Genomic DNA, 17,227 nt, shown 5'->3' on the forward strand with positions numbered 1-17,227 from the left:
TCAGCAGCCTACGGACTGAATCGCTTCATGTCACTAGCAAGTTTCACGAGGGCCCCTTACGCCTCCGCCACAAGGCCTACGCGGGCCTGCGCGCGGCCTACGCCCGGCCGCGGAAGCGGCGGCGCTCACCGGCCGCCTCGTCCTGGGCGGCATCGGCCAGCCGGACCACGGCGGTGTCCCGGCCTGCGACGACGGGCTTCGACGAGCGGGCGGCCTTGGCCTTGTACTGGGCGGCGTCGGCCAGCCGGAACAGCCGCCGGGAGGATTTCACGAGCCCGATCGGGTCCCCGGTGGACGCGACCCCGCACGCGACACCCTCCCCGAGCTCCAGCTCGGCGGCGCGCAGGCACAGCTCCTCGGTCACCCGCACCACCTCGTCGGCGGGGGGCCCGACGCTCACCAGGCAGAACTCGTCGCCGCCGAGCCGGGCGACGAGCGCGCCGGGCAGCATGGCCCCGCAGAGGCTGAGCACGGACCCGAACCGCTCCAGCAGCCGGTCGCCCATGGCATGCCCCTGGGTGTCGTTGACTTTCTTGAGCCCGTTCAGGTCGCATACGACGAGACTCACCACGGCGGCGCTGCGCCGGTGCTCCTCCAGGGCCGCGTCGAGCCGCATGTCGACGGCGCGGCGGTTGGCCAGGCCGGTCAGCGGATCGGTGAAGGCGAGCCGCCGGGCCTCCTCGAGCCGCTCGTTCTGCGCGAGCCCGGCCGCGACCACGGCGGCCAGGACGGCCGCGAACTCGGCGTCGTCCTCGTCGAAGTCGGGCAGGCCGTCGTCGCGGGCGACGTACAGCTCACCCCAGGCGCGCCCGCTGAGCACGACGGGCGCGACGACGCAGGTGCCGCGGCCGCGCCGGCGCAGGGCCTCGCCGCGCCGCCCCGGGCGGCCGCCGCCGGCGCTCTCCACCCAGGCGTGCGGGCCGCTGCCGCCGACCCAGCGCTCATGCAGGAACTCGGTGATCTCGGGGAAGTCGTGGACGGGGTACGACTCGTCCTCGGGGAACGTCTCCTCCCCGGCCCGCAGCTCCCCCTCGTTCACGAGGACCCGCAGCCGGCCCCGCTCGCGCTCCCACGCGGAGATCGCGGCGAACGAGCCGTCCATCGCGAGGCGGGCCCCCCGGGCGGCCGCCCGCACACTGTCGCGCGGCGCGCATGTGGCGGCCATGGCCTGCGCCAGGCCCACGACGGCTCGCAGCCGCCCGTCGACTCCCATCACCCCAGGTTAGGGAGTTTTATCCGATTTCGTGCTGCTTGATGCAGCATCAGAGCACGGGGCAGGACCTCCGGGGGAGCCGCCCGACCTGCCGGAACACACCCCCGCGCATAAAATCGAACCGGACATCCGGGCACGGGGCCACGCACGCACGAACGCCCCGACAGGCCGCCCGGGGGCAGTCCCTCGACGACACCCCGGCCGCCGCACCCTTCTGCCGTGCCGCCCCCATGTGCGCGTCGACGGCACCCTCAAGGGCAGCGGCAGCGGGACGGTCACGTACGTATGGACGAGCGGCACAGGCAAGCGGACCGAGAAGACCACGCGCTTCCCCGGCTTCTCCACGCGCGTCGAGGAATTCAGTGTGACCGCCCCGGCGCGCACGAGGCCCAAGGACCCCGCCCCCACGGTGACCGTCCAGCTCTCGGTTCCGAAGCAGGGCGGGCAGGGGGCCATCTCGTCGGAGGTGCTGCCGGTCACCCTCAAGTGCCTGTGAGCGGCACCCGCCCGCCGGTCCCTGCCCCGGTCCCGGCCCCGGCCCCTGCCCCTACTTCCCTGGCCACTGCGGCTTGCGCTTTTCGTTGAACGCCGCCACGCCCTCCGCGCGGTCTCCCGAGAAGGCCACCGTCCGCCAGGCCGCGTCCTCGATCTCCAGGCCGGCCGTCAGGTCCATCCCGTGCCCCAGCCGCAGGGCCCGCTTCGCCGCCCGCAGGCCCACCGGGGAGTTCGCCGCCATCCGGGCCGCGAGGGCAAGGGCTTCGTCCCGGTCCGTGCCCGCCGGGACCACCGAGTCCACCAGGCCCAGCGACAGCGCCTCCGCCGCCTCCACCCGCCGCGCCGTGAAGATCAGCTCCGCCGCGCGCGCCGCACCCACGCGCCGCGGCAGCAGCTGCGTGCCGCCGCCGCCCGGGATCACGCCCACGGAGACCTCCGGCAGGCCGACCACCGCCGTCTCGTCGGCCACGATCACGTCACACGCCAGCGCCAGCTCGAAGCCGCCGCCCAGCGCGAAGCCGTGCACCGCCGCGATCGTCGGCATCGGCAGCTCCAATACGCCCCCGTACGCGCCCCGCGTGGTCGGCCGCTGCTGCACCAGCTCGGCGTCCGACAGGGAGTTGCGCTCCTTGAGGTCGGCCCCGACGCAGAACGCCCGCTCCGCCGCCGACGAGAGCACGACCACCCGTACCGACGCGTCCGCCGCGAGCGCCGCGCAGGCGTCGCCGATGGCCCGCGCCATGTCCGTCGACACCGCGTTCATCGCCTTCGGCCGGTCCAGGACCAGCTCCGCGACCCCGTCGTCGCCATGCCGACGTACCGATACGAACTCCGACTGCGACTCCGACACCACAGGGCCCTCCCGGTTAACGAACGTTACCCGGGGATCTTAGGCTTCCGCCGCGTCAGCGACCAGGGCTCCACGACCCCGAGCCCGCGCACCGGCCGCTGCCACATCGGCTGGAGTGCGAAGCGGTACGCCCCGCCGCCCTCCTCGGCCTCGGCCTCCTTCTCCGAGACCGGCGCCGCGCCCGTCCGCCCCAGCTCCTCCGCCATCGCCCCGTCGACCAGCACCGCGTCCTTCGGCGCTATCGACGTCAGCCGCGAGGCCAGGTTCACGGTGGTCCCGAACACGTCGCCCATCCGGGTCGTCACCGTCCCGAACGCTATGCCGACACGCAGCTCCGGCATCTGGGCATCGGCTTCCATCGTCTCGATCAGCCGCAGCGCGATCTCCGCCGCCGTCGCCGCGTCGTCGGCGCAGTACAGCACCTCGTCACCGAGCGTCTTGATCAGCCGGCCGCCGTGCGCGGCCACCAGGTCCGCCGAGGTCGTCTCGAAGGACTCGACGAGCTCGCCGAGCTCCTCCTCCTCCAGCCGCCGCGTCAGCCGGGTGAAGCCCACCAGGTCCGCGAAGCCCACCGCAAGCCGCCGGTCGACCATCTCCTCGTCGTCCGCCACCTGCACGACCCGCCCGGTGGCCGCCGCCAGCTGGCGCCGCCACACGTAGACGAGGAACTCCTCGAGCTCCGGCAGCAGCAGCTCGACCAGCGGGTACGTGACCTCCGTACGGGTCATCCCCGGCTCCGGCGGCTCCGTGAGCCCCTCCAGGAAAGAATCGATCTGCCATTCCGCCAGCCGGGCGGTGGTCTGCCCGGTGGACCGCGCCACCTGCACGGCCATCGGCTCGCTCAGCAGCCCGGCCTCGACGAGGCCGGCGAGGCGGCGCAGCGCCAGTACGTCCGCCTCCGTCAGGGCCCTGGCCTGGCCGATGTCCGCGAAGCCCATGGCCCGCCAGAAGCGGGAGGCGAGCTCCATCGACACGCCGGCGCTGCGGGCCGCCTGGAAGGGGGTGTACCGGCGCTCCGCACCCAGGATCAGCTGCTCCAGCCGGATGGCGAGCGGGTCCGCCGTCGGCTGTGCGGTGTGATCGACCTCGTGGTGGGGAGTGTGCTGGTCACGCCCGATCGGCGTGCCCGGACCGGTGGGCCCCGAGCCGGTGGGCCCCGGGCCGCCGGGCCGGGGGGCGGACGCGCCGGACGTAGAGTCGTCGACGGTCAAGGGCCGCCTCCTGTCCATTCCGTGCGCACTGCCCTGCCGAACCGGGTGATCGCCGGGAGGACCGGGATCGCCTAAACCATACGGCAGGTGTGCCGTAGCTCACTCCCCACTCCCTGCGGCTGCGGCCGGGCTACCGCACCGACCGCAGATGCACCACGTCCCCGGCTCCCACGGTCTCGTGCCGGTCCTCGGCGGTCCGTACGACGAGCCGCCCGTCCGCGTCCACCGCTTCGGCCGTCCCGGTGAGCGTGCGGCCGCCGGGCAGGTCCGCCCGTACGTGCCGGCCGAGCGTGACGCAGTCCGCCGCGTACGCCTCCTGGAGCCCGCTGGCGGCCGGGTCGCCGCCCGCCGCCCGCCACTCCCCGTACCAGTGCTCCAGGGACCGCAGTACGGCCTTCAGCAGGGGCTCCCGGTCCGTCACGGCGGCCTTGGCGAGGATCAGCGACCCGGCTTCCGGTACGGGCAGCTCGTCCTCGGTCAGGGTGACGTTGAGCCCGATCCCGAGAACGACACCGTCGCTGACCCGCTCGGCGAGGATGCCGCCGGTCTTGCGCTCCTCCCCCTCCACGGTGACCAGCAGGTCGTTGGGCCATTTGAGGGCCGTGTCCACGCCGGCGGCCCGGGACACCCCGGTCGCGGCGGCCACCCCGGCCAGCAGGGTCAGCCACCCCCACCGCTCCTGCGGTACGGAGTCGCCCGGCTTGAGCAGGACGGAGAAGAACAGCCCGGACCGGGCCGGCGCGACCCAGCTCCGGTCGAGCCGCCCGCGCCCGGCGGTCTGCTCCTCGGCGACGAGCACGGCCCCCTCGGGCAGCTGCCCGGCCCGGGCCGCGAGATCGGTGTTGGTGGACCCGGTGGCGGCGACCACCTCGACCGAGGACCACAGCCCCCCGTCCCCGACGAGGGCCCGCTCCAGCACGGCGGCGTTCAGCGGCGGCCGGTCGAGGCTCGACCAGCGGCCGGCGGAGGCTCCGGACGGAGCTCCTCCTGATGCATCTGATGGCGTCATGCAACCCACAGTAGGTGTGTCAAACGCCGCACTGCCGAGCGCCATGCCCGCCGATACGCTACGCACCAGTAGCCAGCAGTAGTCAATCAATTGACCAGGCAGTTGACACCACACAGGGAGCCGCGACCCCGATGTCACAACCCTCAGAGCCGATCGACATGCACACGACCGCGGGCAAGATCGCGGACCTGCAGCGCCGCATCGACGAAGCCACTCACGCCGGGTCAGCGCGCGCGGTGGAGAAGCAGCACGCCAAGGGGAAGCTGACGGCACGTGAGCGGGTCGCCCTGCTGCTGGACGAGGGGTCCTTCGTCGAGCTCGACGAGTTCGCCCGGCACCGGTCGACCAACTTCGGGCTGGAGAAGACCCGCCCCTACGGCGACGGCGTCGTCACCGGCTACGGCACGGTGGACGGCCGCCCGGTGGCCGTGTTCTCGCAGGACTTCACCGTCTTCGGCGGGGCCCTCGGCGAGGTCTACGGCCAGAAGATCATGAAGGTCATGGACTTCGCGCTGAAGACCGGCTGCCCGCTCGTCGGCATCAACGACTCCGGCGGCGCCCGCATCCAGGAGGGTGTCAGCGCGCTGGGCATGTACGGCGAGATCTTCCGCCGCAACGTCCACGCCTCCGGCGTCATCCCGCAGATCAGCCTGATCGTCGGGCCCTGCGCCGGCGGCGCCGTGTACTCCCCCGCCATCACCGACTTCACCGTGATGGTCGACCAGACCTCGCACATGTTCATCACCGGCCCGGACGTCATCAAGACGGTCACCGGCGAGGACGTGGGCTTCGAGGAGCTGGGCGGCGCCCGTACCCACAACTCCACCTCGGGCGTGGCCCACCACATGGCCGGGGACGAGAAGGACGCCATCGAGTACGTCAAGAACCTGCTGGCGTACCTGCCGTCGAACAACCTCTCCGAGCCGCCCGCCTTCCCGGAGGAGGCGGACACCGAGGTCACCGAGGCCGACCGCGAGCTCGACGTCCTCATCCCGGACAGCGCGAACCAGCCGTACGACATGCACACCGTGATCGAGCACGTGCTCGACGACGCGGAGTTCCTGGAGACCCAGTCGCTCTTCGCGCCGAACATCCTCACCGGCTTCGGCCGGGTCGAGGGACACCCGGTGGGCATCGTCGCCAACCAGCCGATGCAGTTCGCCGGCTGCCTGGACATCAACGCCTCCGAGAAGGCCGCCCGCTTCGTACGGACCTGCGACGCCTTCAACATCCCGGTGCTGACGTTCGTGGACGTGCCGGGCTTCCTGCCGGGCACGGACCAGGAGTACAACGGAATCATCCGGCGCGGCGCGAAGCTGATCTACGCGTACGCCGAGGCCACCGTCCCCCTGATCACCGTCATCACCCGCAAGGCGTTCGGCGGCGCGTACGACGTCATGGGCTCCAAGCACCTCGGCGCGGACCTGAACCTGGCCTGGCCGACCGCCCAGATCGCCGTCATGGGCGCGCAGGGCGCGGTCAACATCCTGCACCGCCGCGCCATCGCCGAGGCGGAGGAGGCGGGCAACGCCGAGGAGACCCGGGCTCGGCTCATCACCGAGTACGAGGACGCGCTGCTGAACCCGTACACGGCCGCCGAGCGCGGTTACATCGATGCGGTGACCATGCCGTCCGAGACGCGGGCCCACGTGGTCAAGGGGCTGCGCCAGCTGCGCACCAAGCGCGAGTCCCTGCCCCCGAAGAAGCACGGCAACATCCCCCTCTAGGACGCTAGGAGGCAGTCCTGTGGTGATCAAGGTCGTCAAGGGGAATCCGACGCCCGAGGAGCTGGCCGCCGCACTGGCGGTGGTCCAAGCGCGCGCGGCGGTGCTGGCCTCGGCACCGTCGGGCGCGCCGCGGGTGGCGGACGAATGGTCGGCGCCCGCCCGGGTGGCGCGGCGGACGCTGCCGCAGCCTGGGCCGCGCACGTGGGCCCGTACGTACTGGCCCGGTTAGCCGGGCACCCCCGCAGTCGCCGTCCGCTCGTGAAGATGGCGTGAACGGACCGTGGCGCCTGAGTACGCGTACTCAGGCGCCGCTCCGGTCTCCAGGGCCAGGATCGAGGCATGCTCTGGTCAGACCCGAAGAACGAGCCGCCGAAGGACATGCGCGACGCGCAGGCGATGGTCCGGCGGATGACCCTGGTGGTCGTCCTCGCGATGATGGTGGTCGTGTACGTGCTCGGCGTGGGCTTCTAGGCGTGGGCTTCCAGGGGGTCCCGGTGCGTGCCGGGCGCCGGATTGCCGCCCCTACGATGGCGGCATGACTGCTGCTGCCCAGGCCAATGCCCACGCCCTCGTCCTCGCCTCCGCCTCACCCGCCCGGCTCAACCTGCTGCGGCAGGCCGGGCTGGCCCCGCACGTGATCGTCAGCAACTTCGACGAGGACGCGCTCGGCGCGGAGACCCCGGCCGAGCTGGCGCTGGCGCTGGCCGAGGCCAAGGCGGGCGTCGTGGCGGCCCTGGACGAGGCCGCGGGCGCCCTGGTGATCGGCTGCGACTCGGTGCTGGAGCTGGACGGCGAGGCGCTCGGCAAGCCGGCGGACGCCGAGGAGGCCACCGCCCGCTGGAAGTCGATGCGCGGGCGGGCCGGCGTACTGCGCACCGGGCACTGCGTGATCGACACGGCGACCGGGCGTCAGGTCTCGGCGACGGCGTCCACGACGGTCCGGTTCGGCGAGCCGACGGACGCGGAGGTGGCGGCGTACGTGGCGAGCGGCGAGCCGCTGCACGTGGCCGGGGCGTTCACCCTGGACGGGCTGTCGGCGCCGTTCATCGAGGGCATCGACGGCGACCCCGGGAACGTCATCGGGCTGTCGATGCCGCTGCTGCGCTCCCTGCTGGCCGAACTGGACGTGTCCATCACGGATTTGTGGGCCTGAGCTCCCCGAAGGGCGGAGGCGGGGTGTCCTGGACGTCCCGCCCGTCCTGGCCGTCCGGACCGCCCGGGATGCCTCCTGCGGGCGTCCCGGCCCCGCCCGGGGCCGCGTAGAGCACCAGGGTCAGGACGAGCAGGCAGAGGATCAGCATCATCACCGCGAAGGCGCCCCAGCCGACCAGGCCGACGGCGAGGGCGCCGAGCAGCCCGTGGGTGACGGCGGCGGTGACGAGCACGATGCGGGCGAAGGTGCCGGGGGCCCGGTCGCGTACGGCCGCCACGGCGAGCAGTACGGCGCACAGGAGCAGGAACGCGCCGATGCCGGCCCCCATCCCGTACGTCGCCAGGGACATGACATCCGGATCCATGCCCGCGATGGACATCGACTGGTTGTGGGTGGTCCGGCCGAGCACGAAGTGGACGAGAACGAGCACCGCCGCCTCGGCGACGAGCACGATCGCGGCCAGCCCGGCCACGAGTCTGCGCAGCACGACGCCCACGACGACCCACCCCTCCCCACACGTCCCCGGCCACAAGCCTGTTCGACGCCTGGAGGCTACTAACGGGTAAACGTACGGACAAGGGGTCCGGGCAGCTTCGTTACGTGAAGGGCCTCCGGACCGCGGACACGCAAAGAATGTGTGGGCCGTTCGTAGGGACTCGACAAAGAATCACATGGGGCCGCTGACCCGGCGGACAGAGACCTTGGATACATGACGGGGTTACTGTGCAGTTGGGGATCCCCCTGACCTGGGGCGCCACAAGGGCTTTCCTCCTTGGAGGTGGACTCGAATCACACTGCGTGTGGGCAAGGTCACCACCGGGGAAGGGTCGAAACGCCGTGTGGGCTGTCCCTAAACTCAGCTTGTTTCAAGGAGGGAGCCATCGTGCGCAAGGTGCTCATCGCCAACCGTGGCGAAATCGCTGTCCGCGTTGCTCGGGCCTGCCGGGATGCCGGAATCGCAAGCGTAGCCGTCTACGCCGATCCGGACCGGGACGCTCTGCATGTCCGCGCGGCCGACGAAGCTTTCGCGTTGGGCGGTGACACCCCGGCCGCCAGCTACTTGGACATCTCCAAGGTCCTGCAGGCCGCAGCCGATTCCGGCGCGGACGCCATCCATCCCGGATACGGCTTCCTCTCCGAGAACGCCGACTTCGCGCAGGCCGTGCTCGACGCCGGCCTGACCTGGATCGGCCCGCCGCCGCAGGCCATCCGCGACCTCGGCGACAAGGTCGCCGCCCGGCACATCGCGCAGCGCGCCGGCGCCCCGCTGGTCGCCGGTACGCCGGACCCGGTCTCGGGTGCCGACGAGGTCGTGGAGTTCGCCAAGGAGCACGGCCTGCCGATCGCGATCAAGGCCGCCTTCGGCGGCGGCGGTCGCGGTCTGAAGGTCGCCCGCAACCTCGAAGAGGTGCCGGAGCTCTACGACTCCGCCGTCCGCGAGGCCGTCGCCGCCTTCGGCCGCGGCGAGTGCTTCGTCGAGCGCTACCTCGACAAGCCGCGGCACGTCGAGACCCAGTGCCTGGCCGACAGCCACGGCAACGTGGTCGTCGTCTCCACGCGTGACTGCTCGCTGCAGCGCCGCCACCAGAAGCTGGTGGAGGAGGCTCCCGCGCCGTTCCTCTCCGAGGCCCAGAACGCGGAGCTGTACGCCGCGTCCAAGGCGATCCTGAAGGAAGCCGGCTACGTCGGCGCCGGCACCGTCGAGTTCCTGGTTTCCGCCGACGGTCTGATCTCCTTCCTGGAGGTCAACACCCGTCTGCAGGTCGAGCACCCGGTCACCGAAGAGGTCACCGGCATCGACCTGGTGCGCGAGATGTTCCGCATCGCCGACGGCGAGGAGCTCGGCTACGGCGACCCGGTGCTGCGCGGCCACTCGTTCGAGTTCCGCATCAACGGCGAGGACCCGGGCCGCGGCTTCCTGCCGGCCCCGGGCACGGTCACGAAGTTCGCCGCCCCGTCGGGCCCCGGTGTCCGCCTGGACGCGGGCGTCGAGTCCGGCTCGGTCATCGGCCCGGCCTGGGACTCCCTGCTGGCCAAGCTGATCGTCACCGGCGCCACCCGCGAGCAGGCGCTCCAGCGTGCCGCCCGCGCCCTGGCCGAGTTCGAGATCGAGGGCATGGCCACGGCCATCCCGTTCCACCGCGCGGTCGTCGCGGACCCCGCCTTCGCTCCGACGGACGGCACCCCGTTCACGGTCTTCACCCGCTGGATCGAGACCGAGTTCGTCAACGAGATCCCGGCGTTCGTGGTCCCCGCGGCGGACGACGCCGAGGACGAGCCGGGCCGCGAGACGGTGGTCGTCGAGGTCGGCGGCAAGCGCCTCGAGGTCTCGCTGCCGTCCTCGCTGGGCATGACCCTGGCGCGCACGGCCGCTGCCGGCGGTGCCAAGCCGAAGCGCCGCGCCGCCAAGAAGTCCGGCCCGGCGGCCTCCGGCGACACCCTCGCGTCCCCGATGCAGGGCACGATCGTCAAGGTCGCGGTCGAGGAGGGCCAGCAGGTCAACGAGGGCGACCTGGTCGTCGTGCTCGAGGCCATGAAGATGGAGCAGCCGCTGAATGCGCACCGCTCCGGGACGATCGTCGGCCTGACGGCCGAGGTCGGCGCCAGCCTCACCTCCGGCGCCACCATCTGCGAGATCAAGGACTGACGTCCCTGACCGGGGTTCCCGGGGCCACCGCCCCGGGGACCCCGTTTTTTCATGTGCGGCCGCTGCCGGGGTCCGGCCCTCGGAACCCCCGCGCCTCAAACGTCGGCAAGATCCAGCCTCGCCGGCGTTTGAGGCGCGGGGTCCGGGGCGGAGCCCCAGCAGCGGTGCCGCACCAACCAGCCCGGACCGCGGCTAGCGACGCCGCATGTCCGCGACGCGGGGCCGGTCCCCGGCGGCCTGCTGCTCGAGCAGCGAGGCAGGCGCGCTGCGCAGCTGGGCCGACGGTCCACCACGCCTCTGCACCGGCAGCGGGGACTCCCTGCGCGGGCGCCGGCCCACCATCCCCTCACCGCCGGAGGCAACGGCCCCGGCCACGGTGATCTGCACTCCCTGGTCGGCGAGCGCCTGCAGCTCCGTCGCCGCCCGGTCGTCGTGCGGCGGCGGCTCGTCCGTGACCAGACGGGTCATCACGTCCGTCGGCACGGTCTGGAACATGGTGTCGGTCCCGAGCTTCGTGTGGTCGGCCAGCACCACCACTTCCGCCGCGGCCTGCACCAGCGCCCGGTCCACGCTCGCACTGAGCATGTTGGACGTGGACAGCCCGCGCTCGGCGGTCAGGCCGCTCCCGGAAAGGAAGGCCCGCGACACCCGCAGCCCCTGGAGGGACTGCTCGGCACCGCTGCCGACCAGCGCGTAGTTCGAGCCCCGCAGGGTCCCGCCGGTCATGACCACCTCCACCCGGTTCGCGTGGGCCAGGGCCTGCGCGACCAGCAGCGAGTTGGTGACGACGGTCAGTCCGGGCACCCGGGCGAGCCGACGGGCCAGCTCCTGGGTCGTGGTGCCCGCGCCGACGACGACGGCCTCGCCTTCTTCGACAAGGCCGGCCGCTACGTCGGCAATGGCGGTCTTTTCCGCCGTCGCGAGATGTGACTTTTGCGGAAAGCCGGACTCCCGCGTGAAACCGCCCGGCAAAACCGCACCGCCGTGTCGGCGGTCGAGGAGTCCTTCTGCCTCCAGCGCCCGCACGTCCCGCCGTACGGTCACTTCGGAGGTCTGGACGACGCGGGCGAGCTCCCGGAGCGATACCGCTCCGTTGGCCCGCACCATTTCGAGAATCAATTGGCGACGTTCTGCAGCGAACACGAAACTGACAGTAACCCCAACGACCGTCTTGTTTCAGCTCCTTGCGCCGGAATACCGAAGTTGTCCATAAAACAGGGCGACTAGTGGTATACGCGTCCGGTCGGCCGAGTGAACGTCTCTTCACTCCCCGGCGGCCCGCCCCAAGTCCCCTTGCGACGTGGGGCGGTTGCCTTTCTCACGCCTCGCCGGCGGCCTTCCGCGTGTGCAGCTGGCGCGCCACCTCGGCGATCGATCCCGACAGCGAGGGGTACACCGTGAACGCTTTTGCGATCTGCTCGACGGTCAGGTTGTTGTCGACGGCGATCGAGATCGGGTGAATGAGCTCGCTCGCGCGCGGCGACACGACCACACCGCCCACGACGATCCCGGTGCCGGGGCGGCAGAACAGCTTCACGAAGCCGTCCCGGATGCCCTGCATCTTGGCGCGCGGGTTGCGCAGCAGCGGGAGCTTCACCACGCGGGCGTCGATCTTGCCGGCGTCGACGTCGGCCTGGGTGTAGCCGACGGTGGCGATCTCAGGGTCGGTGAAGACGTTCGAGGAGACCGTCTTGAGGTTCAGCGGGGCCACGGCGTCGCCGAGGAAGTGGTACATCGCGATGCGGCCCTGCATGGCGGCGACGGAGGCCAGCGCGAAGATGCCGGTCACGTCGCCGGCCGCGTACACGCCGGGCGCGGACGTACGGGAGACCTTGTCGGTCCAGATGTGCCCGGAGTCCTTGAGCCGCACCCCGGACTCCTCCAGGTTCATGTTCGCCGTGTTCGGCACGGCACCGACCGCCATCAGGCAGTGCGTGCCGGTGATGACCCGGCCGTCGGCGAGGGTGACCTCGACCCGGTCGCCGACGCGCTTGGCGGACTCGGCGCGGGAGCGGCCGATGACGTTCATGCCGCGGCGGCGGAAGACGTCCTCGAGGACGGCGGCCGCATCCGGGTCCTCGCCGGGCAGCACCCGGTCGCGGGAGGAGACCAGGGTCACCCGGGAGCCGAGGGCCTGGTACGCGCCGGCGAACTCGGCGCCGGTGACACCCGAGCCGACCACGATGAGCTCCTCGGGGAGCTCGTCCAGGTCGTAGACCTGGGTCCAGTTCAGGATCCGCTCGCCGTCGGGCATCGCGTCCAGGATCTCGCGGGGGTGGCCGCCGGTCGCGATCAGCACGGCGTCGGCCGTCAGGATCGTCTCGGTGCCGTCGGCGGCGGTGACGATGACGTCGCGCGTGCCGTCGATGCCCTGCGGGCCGCCGAGCTTGCCGCGGCCCCGTACGACGCGGGCGCCGGCCCGGGTGACGGAGGCGGTGATGTCGTGCGACTGGGCGAGCGCGAGTCGCTTGACGCGCCGGTTCACCTTGCCGAGGTCGACGCCGACGACGCGCGCGGCCTGCTCGATGTGCGGGGTGTCGTCGGCGACGACGATGCCCAGCTCCTCGTACGACGAGTCGAAGGTCGTCATGACCTCGGCGGTCGCGATGAGAGTCTTGGAGGGCACGCAGTCGGTCAGCACCGACGCGCCACCCAGACCGTCGCAGTCGACGACGGTCACCTCCGCGCCGAGCTGGGCCCCCACGAGGGCCGCCTCATACCCGCCGGGTCCGCCGCCGATGATCACGATCCGGGTCACGAAAACTCCGCCTCACGTCTACCCGGCCGGCTGCCGCCCCGGCCGGGGCTTCCGGGGGGTCTCCCCGGGGGATGCATTCCGTGCCCCATTGTCCCGCACGCTTCAAGGTGCTTCTCCCAGGGTCCGGCCTCCCCCAGACTACGTCCGGGGGGACCCCCAGGCGCGGTCCGGGCACCATCCGGGCACGCGGCCATCCCCGCCCCTCCCGTACCCTCGACCTCATGTCGCTCTACGCCGCGTACGCCGGCAACCTCGACCCGCGGCTGATGACGCGCCGCGCTCCGCATTCGCCGCTGCGCGGCACGGGCTGGATCAACGACTGGCGGCTGACCTTCGGCGGTGAGCAGATGGGGTGGGAGGGCGCCCTCGCCACGATCGTCGAGGCCCCGCGGCACCAGGTGTTCGTCGCTCTGTACGACATCGCGCCGCTGGACGAGGACTCCATGGACCGGTGGGAGGGCGTCGGGCTCGACATCTACCGCCGGATGCGGATCCGCGTCCACACGCTGGACGGCGAGGAGGCGGCGTGGTGCTACGTACTGAACGGCTACGAGGGCGGCCTGCCCTCGGCGCGGTACCTCGGTGAGATCGCCGACGCGGCCGAATCGGCGGGTGCGCCGCACGACTACGTGATGGAACTGCGCAAGCGCCCCTGCTGAGGCCCCTCGGCGCGCGAGCTCCCGAGCTGCGCCGGCGATGCGTCGGACAGCGGTCGATTCGGTGGAAACGACAAGACAACGATCCGAACACCGTGAGCTGCGCCATCTACGCGCGTAGGCAATGCTCGGCTACGCTCGTCTGCGTGAACGCATCTGTTACCGACCCCTTCGCCGACGCCACCGCCGCAGCCGCCCGCCTGCGTGAGCTGACCGGCGCCGAAACCCACGATGTCGCCCTCGTCATGGGCTCCGGCTGGGCCCCCGCCGCAGAGGCGCTGGGCGCGCCCGAGGCCGAGTTCCCCGTCACCGAGCTGCCCGGCTTCCCGCCGCCCGCGGTCGAGGGCCACGGCGGCAAGATCCGCTCGTACAAGATCGGCGACAAGCGTGCGCTGCTCTTCCTCGGCCGGACCCACTACTACGAGGGCCGCGGCGTCGCCGCCGTCGCCCACGGGGTGCGCACCGCCGTCGCCGCCGGCTGCAAGACCATCGTCCTGACCAACGGCTGCGGCGGTCTGCGCGAGGGCATGAAGCCCGGCCAGCCCGTCCTGATCAGCGACCACCTCAACCTGACGGCCGCCTCGCCGATCGTCGGCGCGAACTTCGTGGACCTGACCGACCTGTACTCGCCGCGCCTGCGCGCGATGTGCAAGGAGATCGACGAGACCCTCGAAGAGGGCGTCTACGTCCAGTTCCCCGGCCCGCACTACGAGACCCCGGCCGAGATCAACATGATCCGCGTCATGGGCGCCGACCTGGTCGGCATGTCCACGGTCCTCGAGGCGATCGCCGCCCGCGAGGCCGGCGCCGAGGTGCTCGGCATCTCCCTGGTCACCAACCTGGCGGCGGGCCTCTCCGGCGAGCCGCTGAACCACGAAGAGGTGCTCCAGGCCGGCCGTGACTCGGCCTCGCGCATGGGCAAGCTGCTGACCCAGGTCCTCGCCCGCATCTGAGGCATCGGCACCGTACGAGAAAAGAACGTACGAGAGACAAGGCGGAAGTAGTGCAGGAACAGGACGACCTGATCACCCGGGCCCAGGCCTGGCTGGCGGAGGACCCGGACCCGGAGACGGCCGAGGAGCTCGCGACGATCATCGAAGCCGGGGACGTCACGGAGCTGGCGGACCGGTTCTCCGGCACCCTCCAGTTCGGCACGGCCGGACTGCGCGGCGAGATCGGCGCGGGCCCGATGCGGATGAACCGCTCGGTGGTCATCCGGGCCGCTGCCGGCCTCGCGGCCTACCTGAAGGCCCAGGGCCACGCCGGCGGCCTGGTCGTCGTCGGCTACGACGCGCGGTACAAGTCCGCGGACTTCGCCCGCGACACCGCCGCCGTGATGACCGGCGCGGGCCTGCGCGCGGCCGTCCTGCCCCGCCCGCTGCCGACGCCCGTCCTCGCGTACGCCATACGGCACCTGGGTGCCGTCGCCGGCGTCGAGGTGACCGCGAGCCACAACCCGCCCCGGGACAACGGCTACAAGGTCTACCTCGGCGACGGCTCGCAGATCGTGTCCCCCGCGGACACGGAGATCGCCGCGGAGATCGGGCGCGTGGAGACCCTCGCCTCGGTCCCCCGTCCGGAGTCCGGCTGGGAGGACCTCGGCGACGAGGTCCTGGAGGCCTACCTGGCCCGTACGGACGCCGTCCTGACCCCCGGCTCCCCCCGGGGCGTGCGGACCGTCTACACGGCCATGCACGGCGTCGGCAAGGACGTCGTCCTGGCCGCCTTCGCCCGCGCCGGCTTCCCGGCCCCGGTCCTCGTGGCCGAGCAGGCGGAGCCGGACCCGGCCTTCCCGACGGTGGCCTTCCCGAACCCGGAGGAGCCGGGCGCCATGGACCTGGCCTTCGCCAAGGCCGCCGAGGCGGGCCCGGACATCGTGATCGCGAACGACCCGGACGCGGACCGCTGCGCGGTGGCCGTCCCCACCGTGGACGGCTGGCGCATGCTCCGCGGCGACGAGGTCGGCGCACTGCTGGCGGCCCACCTGGTCCACAAGGGTGCGCAGGGCGTCTTCGCGGAGTCGATCGTGTCGTCCTCGCTCCTGGGCCGGATCGCGGAGGCTGCGGGCGTCGGCTACGAGGAGACCCTCACCGGCTTCAAGTGGATCGCCCGCGTGGAGGGCCTGCGCTACGGCTACGAGGAGGCGCTCGGCTACTGCGTGGACCCCGAGGGCGTCCGCGACAAGGACGGCATCACCGCCGCCCTGCTGGTGGCGGAGCTGGCCTCGGAGCTCAAGGAGCAGGGCCGCACGCTGACCGACCTGCTGGACGACCTGGCGATGGAGCACGGCCTGCACGCCACCGACCAGCTGTCGGTCCGCGTCTCGGACCTGTCGGTCATCGCCTCGGCGATGGCTGCGCTGCGGGCGGAGCCGCCGGTGTCGCTGGCGGGCCTGCGGGTCTCCTCGGCGGAGGACCTGAACCGGGGCACGGCGACGCTGCCGCCCACGGACGGCCTGCGCTACTACCTGGAGGGCGACTACAAGGCCCGGGTGATCGTGCGGCCGTCGGGCACGGAGCCGAAGCTGAAGTGCTACCTGGAGGTCGTGGTCCCGGTGTCCGAGGCCTCCGACCTGGCGTCGGCCCGCGTCCGCGGCCAGGAGATCCTGGACGCGATCAAGAAGGACCTGTCGGCAGCCGCCGGCATCTGAGTTCCTCCCGCGCCGCTCGCGCGGCTCGGCCCCGAGGGGCCGCTCCTTCTTGACGCGGCCCTCGCACGGCTCGGCCCCAAGGGGCCTCCCCGGCTTCGCGCCGCTGCGCCGGACTCCGTCCGTCGGGTGCAGTCCAGGGGCTTCGGCCCCTGCCCGGCCCCCTGAGCTCCGGCTCGGGGGGCCGCCGACGTTGCCGGGGGCGGTACCTCGCTTGCGGCTCGGGCCGGCCATCACCCCTCGAGGTACCGGGCTCCGTCAGTAGTCGCCCACCCGCCCCCCGGGTGCGGGTCCGGGGGCGGGGAGCCGTGTCCCCCGGGCCCGTCTCAGAGTGGGTTTGGGGGTTTACCGTCAGTCCCTTCGTCCTTCCGGTCCGTGTCGGCCCGTCATGGGCGCTCACTTCGTTCGCGTCGCTACGCGATCGCCTTCGGCGACCCTTGTTTCGCAGATCTCGGCGTCCGGCGGCCGCCCCGGGCGTTCAGCCGAGGTTGAGCAGCATCACGTCGTGCAGGGGTGCGCAGGCCCACGGGCGTGCATCACCCACCTTGCGGTACCCCCATGCGCGATACGCGGCCACGGCCACTTCGCTGTCCGGGTGGACGTTGAGCAGGACCCGTTCGGCGTCGACGGTGGCGATCAAGGTTTCGTGCAGACGGCGGGCGACACCCTGTCGACGCCAGGCGGCGCGCACGGCGAGTTCCATCAGGCCGAAGGTACGGCGGCCGTCCTCGCGACGCATGTCCTCAGGCACCGGCTCCGTGAGCTGGTCCCACCAACCGGTGTGCGGGCCGAGAGGGTACCCGTACGCCATGCCGACCGGCTGGCCGCCTTCAGCCGTCGCCAGCGCTCCGAGGAAAGTGC

General features: G+C 72.1%; 16 protein-coding genes and 1 pseudogene. 9 read left to right on the forward strand and 8 right to left on the reverse strand.

Translation table 11 applies throughout. The features are described 5' to 3' along the window. Positions 1 to 97: 97 nt before the first annotated feature. Complete coding sequence (locus tag AB0M76_RS14675; RefSeq protein ID WP_365953225.1) at positions 98 to 1,213, reverse strand: GGDEF domain-containing protein; 1,116 nt, start codon at positions 1,211 to 1,213, stop codon at positions 98 to 100. Between the two features lie 232 nt (positions 1,214 to 1,445). On the opposite strand from AB0M76_RS14675, the gene AB0M76_RS14680 reads away from it, so the two are divergent. Next, positions 1,446 to 1,709, forward strand: a complete 264-nt coding sequence (locus tag AB0M76_RS14680) for a hypothetical protein (RefSeq protein ID WP_365953226.1) — start codon at positions 1,446 to 1,448, stop codon at positions 1,707 to 1,709. Between the two features lie 51 nt (positions 1,710 to 1,760). Here AB0M76_RS14680 and AB0M76_RS14685 read toward each other — a convergent pair whose 3' ends face one another. The 3 genes from AB0M76_RS14685 to AB0M76_RS14695 form a co-directional block, all read right to left on the reverse strand. Continuing rightward, a complete protein-coding gene (locus AB0M76_RS14685; protein WP_328620468.1) occupies positions 1,761 to 2,558 on the reverse strand; it encodes an enoyl-CoA hydratase-related protein in 798 nt (265 codons plus the stop codon). 26 nt (positions 2,559 to 2,584) lie between these two features. Beyond that, on the reverse strand, positions 2,585 to 3,676 hold the full coding sequence (locus tag AB0M76_RS14690; RefSeq protein WP_266633280.1) for an adenylate/guanylate cyclase domain-containing protein: 1,092 nt from the start codon (positions 3,674 to 3,676) through the stop codon (positions 2,585 to 2,587). A gap of 223 nt (positions 3,677 to 3,899) precedes the next feature. Further along, complete coding sequence (locus AB0M76_RS14695) at positions 3,900 to 4,778, reverse strand: biotin--[acetyl-CoA-carboxylase] ligase (RefSeq protein ID WP_365953227.1); 879 nt, start codon at positions 4,776 to 4,778, stop codon at positions 3,900 to 3,902. A 131-nt stretch (positions 4,779 to 4,909) separates the two neighbouring features. Between AB0M76_RS14695 and AB0M76_RS14700 the strand changes: the two genes are divergently transcribed. The 4 genes from AB0M76_RS14700 (at position 4,910) to AB0M76_RS14715 (ending at position 7,658) form a co-directional block, all read left to right on the forward strand. After that, entirely contained in the window at positions 4,910 to 6,505 is a 1,596-nt protein-coding gene (locus AB0M76_RS14700) for an acyl-CoA carboxylase subunit beta (protein WP_053786314.1), read from the forward strand. 19 nt (positions 6,506 to 6,524) lie between these two features. Beyond that, on the forward strand, positions 6,525 to 6,734 hold the full coding sequence (locus tag AB0M76_RS14705) for an acyl-CoA carboxylase epsilon subunit (RefSeq protein ID WP_365953228.1): 210 nt from the start codon (positions 6,525 to 6,527) through the stop codon (positions 6,732 to 6,734). 110 nt (positions 6,735 to 6,844) lie between these two features. Further along, a complete protein-coding gene (locus AB0M76_RS14710) occupies positions 6,845 to 6,976 on the forward strand; it encodes a hypothetical protein (protein ID WP_365953229.1) in 132 nt (43 codons plus the stop codon). A 64-nt stretch (positions 6,977 to 7,040) separates the two neighbouring features. Beyond that, the gene (locus tag AB0M76_RS14715; RefSeq protein ID WP_365953230.1) at positions 7,041 to 7,658 is read left to right on the forward strand and encodes a nucleoside triphosphate pyrophosphatase; all 618 of its coding nucleotides are present in this window, start codon (positions 7,041 to 7,043) and stop codon (positions 7,656 to 7,658) included. On the opposite strand, the gene AB0M76_RS14720 is transcribed toward AB0M76_RS14715, so the two are convergent. Continuing rightward, the gene (locus AB0M76_RS14720) at positions 7,639 to 8,154 is read right to left on the reverse strand and encodes a hypothetical protein (protein ID WP_365953231.1); all 516 of its coding nucleotides are present in this window, start codon (positions 8,152 to 8,154) and stop codon (positions 7,639 to 7,641) included. The genes AB0M76_RS14715 and AB0M76_RS14720 overlap by 20 nt on opposite strands. 387 nt (positions 8,155 to 8,541) lie before the next feature. On the opposite strand from AB0M76_RS14720, the gene AB0M76_RS14725 reads away from it, so the two are divergent. Continuing rightward, positions 8,542 to 10,305 (forward strand): biotin carboxylase N-terminal domain-containing protein, encoded by a 1,764-nt coding sequence (locus AB0M76_RS14725; RefSeq protein ID WP_365953232.1) that lies wholly within the window; start codon positions 8,542 to 8,544, stop codon positions 10,303 to 10,305. A gap of 192 nt (positions 10,306 to 10,497) precedes the next feature. Here AB0M76_RS14725 and AB0M76_RS14730 read toward each other — a convergent pair whose 3' ends face one another. Together AB0M76_RS14730 and AB0M76_RS14735 are read right to left on the reverse strand one after the other, a co-directional pair. Continuing rightward, entirely contained in the window at positions 10,498 to 11,448 is a 951-nt protein-coding gene (locus AB0M76_RS14730) for a DeoR/GlpR family DNA-binding transcription regulator (RefSeq protein WP_266664432.1), read from the reverse strand. Positions 11,449 to 11,623: 175 nt separating this feature from the next. Next, positions 11,624 to 13,063, reverse strand: coding sequence for an NAD(P)H-quinone dehydrogenase (locus AB0M76_RS14735; protein ID WP_365953233.1), 1,440 nt, complete (start codon positions 13,061 to 13,063; stop codon positions 11,624 to 11,626). 221 nt (positions 13,064 to 13,284) lie between these two features. Between AB0M76_RS14735 and AB0M76_RS14740 the strand changes: the two genes are divergently transcribed. The 3 genes from AB0M76_RS14740 to AB0M76_RS14750 all read left to right on the forward strand — a co-directional run bounded on the left by AB0M76_RS14740 (position 13,285) and on the right by AB0M76_RS14750 (position 16,369). Further along, on the forward strand, positions 13,285 to 13,722 hold the full coding sequence (locus AB0M76_RS14740; protein ID WP_053786320.1) for a gamma-glutamylcyclotransferase: 438 nt from the start codon (positions 13,285 to 13,287) through the stop codon (positions 13,720 to 13,722). A 143-nt stretch (positions 13,723 to 13,865) separates the two neighbouring features. Continuing rightward, the gene (locus tag AB0M76_RS14745) at positions 13,866 to 14,672 is read left to right on the forward strand and encodes a purine-nucleoside phosphorylase (RefSeq protein WP_365953234.1); all 807 of its coding nucleotides are present in this window, start codon (positions 13,866 to 13,868) and stop codon (positions 14,670 to 14,672) included. Between the two features lie 50 nt (positions 14,673 to 14,722). Continuing rightward, positions 14,723 to 16,369: a phospho-sugar mutase gene (locus AB0M76_RS14750; RefSeq protein WP_365953235.1), complete on the forward strand. Its 1,647-nt coding sequence runs from the start codon at positions 14,723 to 14,725 to the stop codon at positions 16,367 to 16,369. Between the two features lie 475 nt (positions 16,370 to 16,844). On the opposite strand, the pseudogene AB0M76_RS14755 reads toward AB0M76_RS14750, so the two are convergent. Continuing rightward, positions 16,845 to 17,213 (reverse strand): annotated as a pseudogene (locus AB0M76_RS14755) (GNAT family N-acetyltransferase); the annotation flags it as partial. Positions 17,214 to 17,227 lie beyond the last annotated feature (14 nt).

The organism is Streptomyces sp. NPDC051364, assembly GCF_040682115.1.
Classification (GTDB): Bacteria; Actinomycetota; Actinomycetes; order Streptomycetales; family Streptomycetaceae; genus Streptomyces.

Coding starts and splice junctions, on each gene's coding strand:
- AB0M76_RS14675 (WP_365953225.1), bottom strand. CDS start 1,213: ATGGGAGTCGACGGGCGGCTGCGAGCCGTCGTGGGCCTGGCGCAGGCC.
- AB0M76_RS14695 (WP_365953227.1), bottom strand. CDS start 4,778: ATGACGCCATCAGATGCATCAGGAGGAGCTCCGTCCGGAGCCTCCGCC.
- AB0M76_RS14700 (WP_053786314.1), top strand. CDS start 4,910: ATGTCACAACCCTCAGAGCCGATCGACATGCACACGACCGCGGGCAAG.
- AB0M76_RS14710 (WP_365953229.1), top strand. CDS start 6,845: ATGCTCTGGTCAGACCCGAAGAACGAGCCGCCGAAGGACATGCGCGAC.
- AB0M76_RS14715 (WP_365953230.1), top strand. CDS start 7,041: ATGACTGCTGCTGCCCAGGCCAATGCCCACGCCCTCGTCCTCGCCTCC.
- AB0M76_RS14740 (WP_053786320.1), top strand. CDS start 13,285: ATGTCGCTCTACGCCGCGTACGCCGGCAACCTCGACCCGCGGCTGATG.